The 5,122-nt window shown below is 64.1% G+C and carries 5 protein-coding genes; 3 read left to right on the forward strand and 2 right to left on the reverse strand.

Annotated features, from left to right (window positions below; genetic code table 11):
• Window positions 1-132: 132 nt before the first annotated feature.
• The 3 genes from ACE3QM_RS22515 (at window position 133) to ACE3QM_RS22525 (ending at window position 3,785) form a co-directional block, all read left to right on the forward strand.
• Window positions 133-1,539, forward strand: coding sequence for a DUF6396 domain-containing protein (locus ACE3QM_RS22515; protein ID WP_374425031.1), 1,407 nt, complete (start codon window positions 133-135; stop codon window positions 1,537-1,539).
• A 132-nt stretch (window positions 1,540-1,671) separates the two neighbouring features.
• On the forward strand, window positions 1,672-2,883 hold the full coding sequence (nirJ, locus tag ACE3QM_RS22520) for a heme d1 biosynthesis radical SAM protein NirJ (RefSeq protein ID WP_374425033.1): 1,212 nt from the start codon (window positions 1,672-1,674) through the stop codon (window positions 2,881-2,883).
• 212 nt (window positions 2,884-3,095) lie between these two features.
• Window positions 3,096-3,785, forward strand: a complete 690-nt coding sequence (locus ACE3QM_RS22525; RefSeq protein WP_048408594.1) for a Crp/Fnr family transcriptional regulator — start codon at window positions 3,096-3,098, stop codon at window positions 3,783-3,785.
• 526 nt (window positions 3,786-4,311) lie between these two features.
• Here ACE3QM_RS22525 and ACE3QM_RS22530 read toward each other — a convergent pair.
• Both ACE3QM_RS22530 and ACE3QM_RS22535 read right to left on the reverse strand, forming a co-directional pair.
• Window positions 4,312-4,671, reverse strand: coding sequence for a hypothetical protein (locus ACE3QM_RS22530; RefSeq protein ID WP_374425035.1), 360 nt, complete (start codon window positions 4,669-4,671; stop codon window positions 4,312-4,314).
• A gap of 23 nt (window positions 4,672-4,694) precedes the next feature.
• Window positions 4,695-5,075 (reverse strand): DUF1484 family protein, encoded by a 381-nt coding sequence (locus ACE3QM_RS22535; protein ID WP_374425037.1) that lies wholly within the window; start codon window positions 5,073-5,075, stop codon window positions 4,695-4,697.
• Window positions 5,076-5,122: the final 47 nt, after the last annotated feature.

The raw sequence follows: 5,122 nt of genomic DNA on the forward strand, positions 1-5,122 counted from the left end.
CTCGACGTCGCCTTCCCGCTGCCGTGGTGGCAGCAATGGCTGAGCAAGGAATGGAAGGTCTACCGGCCCACCGAGGTGGAATGGGAACTGGTGCGCTACCAACTGCCGCCCGAGGCTTGAAAGGAGCATCCGATGTTCAGCCACGCCAGCACGCGCCAGAACCCGGCAAACCGTCCGCTGATCCAGCAGGCGGCCGTGACCTTGTGGCTGACGGCTTTAGCCGTGAGCATCGCCGCCCCGGCCCTAGCCCAGGAGCCCCGAATCAGCACCCTCAGCCCCAAACAGCAAGAGGCCTTGGCCTTCCGCTGCGTCCACCAGCAACTGCCGGCGCCAACGCCGGAAGCGGATCAACTGTTCCGCTACGCCCGCCACCTGCAAAAGTACAATCTGCTCAAGCGCCAGCCCGACATCACGCGACAAGTGCAGCGGCTCTACCGCATCGCCGCCGCCCATGGCCACGTCAAGGCCAATATCAATTTGCAGAATGGCCTGACCGATGGCGACTTCACCGGCGGCTTCCGCGAAGTGCTGGATCTGAACGACAAACTGATGGACCTGAGCCCCGCCCCCGGCTATTACAACCTCGCCTACTACACCAGCCGCGGCTACGGCAATATCAAGCGCGACCGCGAGCTGGCGCTGCGCTATTTCCGCAAGGCCGCCGACCTCGGCAACCCGGAAGCACAGTTCTACGTTGCCGAACTGTTGATCCCGCTCAGAAAAGCTCCCGATATCGCACGCCAGATGTATCGTTGCGCAGCGGAACAAGGGCATGCTGACGCGGCAAAAACATTGGGCATCGACCTTAAAACCGACAAGCACTACGACGAAGGCATTAAGGCTTTACAACTCGGCGTCAAAGCAGGGAGTTCAGGTGCGGCCAGCTTTTTAGAAAATGGTTTCAATGGCCCCGCATCCAATAACCGCTTGTATTACCTAGGAGTCGCCAAAGACCCCGAGCGCAAACGCCGTTACCAACAGATAGGGGAGTTCCTCTACGACTACTCCTACCTGCAACCCACGGTAGAAGAAGTCGACCAGATCGTGCCGCTGCCGCCGGCCCCCTTGCCGCCCTGGGACGGCGGCTTCCAATGGTTGAAAGCCTGGCGTGGGCCGGGGCCGGCTCAGCCCAGCGAAGATCTGATCCAGCAGCTGGCCGAGGCCAAGCAGCTCGACCCCGCCACCGGCCTGTTCGACCCCAAGCGCAAGGCCGCCGCCGAAGCCGAGGCCAAAGCCGCGCGCGAACGGGCCGAGCTGACCCCGCCTTTCCCCAATGCGCTGCCCATCGGCGCGCTGCGCCGCAGCGGCGACGTGCCCAATGTCAACGCCCACTGGCGGCCGCGGCCGCCCAAGGGCTGCGTGCCCTGGGGCAGCACCCATCCCACCACCTACTGCACCGCCGGCCAGCCGCTGCCCTTGCTCGACGTCGCCTTCCCGCTGCCATGGTGGCAGCAATGGCTGAGCCAGGAATGGAAGGTCTACCGGCCCACCGAGGTGGAATGGGAGCTGGTGCGCTACCAACTACCGCCCGAGGCTTGAGCGGGGGGGGGGGTAAAAACCAATTGAGTCACGGGCAGATGGCTAAATCGCTACTATTTCATTTGACCCGCATCAAGGAGCCGCCGCCGCCGCCAGCCGCACACTGAGCCATCTTCTCGCGTGGAGCCGGCCATGTTGCGACTGACCCAATACCTGCGGCTGCTGTGCGAGCCGGCGGCCATCCCGCCGCCAGGGCGCGCCATGCCGGCCGGACCGCAAGGACCGGTAGTGATCTGGAACCTGATCCGCCGCTGCAACCTCACCTGCCAGCACTGCTACTCCACCTCCGCCAACCGCGACTTTGCCGGCGAACTGAGCACCGACGAAGCCTATGCGGTGCTGGACGACCTCAAAGCCTACGGCGTGCGCGTGCTGATCCTGTCCGGCGGCGAGCCGCTGCTGCGGCCGGACCTGCCGGCCATTGCCCGGCGTGCCAAGGCGCTGGGCTTCTATATCGGCCTGTCCAGCAACGGCACCCTGATAGACGAGGCCGCTGCCGCCACGCTGGCCGACATCGGCTTTGATTACGTCGGCGTCAGCCTGGACGGCATCGGCGCCACCCATGACCGCTTCCGGCGGCTGGACGGCGGCTTTGAACTGGCGCTGCGCGGCCTGCGGCTGGCGCGCGACGCCGGCCTGAAAGTGGGCATCCGCTACACCATGACCGAAGACAACGCCGCGGACCTGCCGGCGCTGCTGCAACTGATGGCGGACGAAGCCATCGACAAGTTCTACTTCTCCCACCTCAACTATGCCGGGCGCGGCAACAAACACCGCGCCGACGACGCCCGCCACGCCCGCAGCCGCTGGGCGCTGGAACTGCTGATCCAGCAAGCGCTGGCGCAGATCCAGGCCGGCCAGCCGCGCGACTTCGTCACCGGCAACAACGACGCGGACGGCGTCTACCTGCTGCACTGGGCGCGCCGGCACTACCCGGAGCGCGCCGACGCGCTGCTGCGGGCGCTGCGGCGCTGGGGCGGCAACGCCAGCGGCGTCAACATTGCCAATATCGACAACCTGGGCAATGTGCACCCGGACACCATGTGGTGGAAAGTGACGCTGGGCAATGTGCGCGAACAGCCGTTTTCTAGTATCTGGCAACAGCCGCGGCACCCGCTGATGAGTGGCCTGCGCCAATCCCCGCGCCCGGTGGCCGGCCGCTGCGGCGCTTGCGCCCATCTGGCCATCTGCAACGGCAATACCCGAGTGCGCGCCTGGGAGCTGAGCGGAGACTTCTGGGCGGCGGACCCGGCCTGTTATCTGAGCGATGTGGAAATCGGTGTGGAGCCGGGCCGCCACACGCTGCCGGAGCTGACGCCGTGGAGCCGGGAAGCCCGGTTCTAAATGAGCCGCTAACAAAATCGCGCAGCGTAGCTGAGCCAAGGCGCGCCGACGCAGGCAGTACAAGTAGTACGACAAGGAGGCGCAACGCAGGATCAGCGGTTTTGTTGGCGGCTCTAATCACATCGAACTAGGCGGCTGCTGCCAATGGCCCATGGTCCTTGGCGGAGCGCGCTTTTATAGTGAGAACCTACCCATCATCGAGCCAAACCGTCATGAGCCATCTGGACATCCCTTCCTTCCTGCGCCACCAGCCGCTGTTCCAGCAACTGTCCCCGGAGCAAATCCAGGCGCTGGTGCCGCACACCCAAGAACTGCGCGGCCTCAAGGGCCAGGTGATCTTCCAGAAGGGCGACCCCTGCGACGGCATGTTCCTGGTGGTGTACGGCCGGGTGAAGCTGGCGTTGTCCTCGGCGCAGGGCAGCGAGAAAGTGATGGAAATCATCCACCCCGGCCAGAGCTTCGCCGAGGCGGTGATGTTCCTGGGCCGGCCCTGCCCGGTGATGGCCCAGTTCCTGGAAGACGGCATGCTGCTGAAAGTGGAAGCGGCCGGCATCCTGCAAGCGATAGACCACGACCCGGCCTTTGCCCGGCGCTTGCTGGCCGGCCTGTCGCTGCGCCTGCACGGCCTGGTGCGGGACGTGGAGCGCTACTCCATCGAAAGCTCTTTGCAGCGGGTGATAGGTTATCTGCTGCAACACATCCCGGAAGATGGCGGCAGCCTCACGCCGCAGGTATCGCTGCCGGTGAATAAAAGCCTGATCGCGTCCCGGCTCAACCTGACGCCGGAAACCTTCTCGCGCATGCTGCACCAGCTGATCGAGGCGGAGCTGATCCAGGTGGATGGGCGCGATATTACCTTGGTGGATGTGGAGCGGCTGAAGGCCTTCGGCAACTGCGCTTAGAGCCACTAACAAAACCCCTGATCCTGCGTTGCGCCTCCTTGTCGTACTACTGGTACTGCCTGCGTCGGCGCGCCTTGGCTCAGGTACGCTGCGCGGTTTTGTTAGCGGCTCTTAGAACCTGTTTACGATTTGCTGCGCGTCGGCGATACAGCGTTGAAAACGTCTTCGAAATGCTCATGTACCACCTGTACATTCCGCTTTCTCAGCCATTTTCGCCTTGTCTCGCCTTAGCTCGCGAGATCGTAAACAGGCTCTAAGAGCCTGTTTACGATCTTTCCGAGAGAGATCGTTGTTCAAGACATTGAATCCACTGCGCGGATGATGCTCTAGGGCCGGTTCCGCCCTGCCTGAGCGAGGCAAGCACCGTCGCGAGGGAGTCAAGCAGGGAGGAGATAGTGGCTTGGCCAAATATCCCCTCCACCTCTAAAGACCTCCCGGCGGCAGGCTTGAAGAGAGCCTGCGCGCGTGGGATTCGTGGTGTCCCGCGTATTTACAGCGCTTCAGGATAGGTACGCATCGTGCCCGTTCAGGGAGGCGCCTCCCCCGGCGCCGGCGCCCCCACCAAGGCCTGACGCGCCAGCGCCATATTGCTGAACCCCGCCTGCCGGTAGCACAGCCGCGCGCAAGTATCGCGGTTGCTCCACGCGCCGGACGCCCACATCGCCAGGATGGCGGCGCGGGCGTATTCCTGCTCGCCATGCCGTTGCTGCCAACGGCGAAACTCGGCGAGCACCAGCTGAATCTCCTGAAGAATGGCCGTGGAATTGGCCGGATGGGCCGGGCAGTCGTCCGTCAAGGCAACTACGCCGCTGCGCGCCTCATAGACAATGAGCAAACGCGCGGCGCGCTTGAGCGTGTCATTGTGCTGCTTCAATAGCTTCATCATGGCAATGCTCCCCATCCGACCGATCAAAACACGCGATTGATGCGCTGCAGCCCCAGCTGCAAACGCTGCTGCACCGGCTCCAGCAAGGCCAGCGCTTCCTCGCTGCTGAACAGCAGCGGCTCGTCACGGCCTTGCAGCAGGGTGAGCAAGGCTTGCAAGCCCAGATGGGCGGCGCGCAGATCGATCGTGCCTTGCAAGAGCAGGGCATCCAGCTCGGCGTGGCTGCGGCTCAATTGCCGGCCCAGCGCGCCCAGCTCAACGAGATTGCCTGCGGCGGACGGCAGTTGATGCAGGCATAGGCGTAGCTGTTCCAGCGGCGCGGCGCTGTTGGGGTCGTACGGTTCTCCTGCGCACAGCGGGCAGGCGGGAGGGGAAAGAGCGGAAGGAAAAGTAGCGAAGGTCATCACGGTCTCCATGTCAGTTTGGAAACCTGCCTAGGCGAGGCTAGGGC

The organism is Chromobacterium sp., assembly GCF_041912965.1.
Lineage (GTDB): Bacteria > Pseudomonadota > Gammaproteobacteria > Burkholderiales > Chromobacteriaceae > Chromobacterium > Chromobacterium aquaticum.

Excerpts from the sequence above, each read along its gene's own strand:
- ACE3QM_RS22515 (WP_374425031.1), top strand. The coding sequence starts at position 133 with ATGTTCAGCCACGCCAGCACGCGCCAGAACCCGGCAAACCGTCCGCTG.
- nirJ (WP_374425033.1), top strand. The coding sequence starts at position 1,672 with ATGTTGCGACTGACCCAATACCTGCGGCTGCTGTGCGAGCCGGCGGCC.
- ACE3QM_RS22525 (WP_048408594.1), top strand. The coding sequence starts at position 3,096 with ATGAGCCATCTGGACATCCCTTCCTTCCTGCGCCACCAGCCGCTGTTC.
- ACE3QM_RS22530 (WP_374425035.1), bottom strand. The coding sequence starts at position 4,671 with ATGATGAAGCTATTGAAGCAGCACAATGACACGCTCAAGCGCGCCGCG.
- ACE3QM_RS22535 (WP_374425037.1), bottom strand. The coding sequence starts at position 5,075 with ATGACCTTCGCTACTTTTCCTTCCGCTCTTTCCCCTCCCGCCTGCCCG.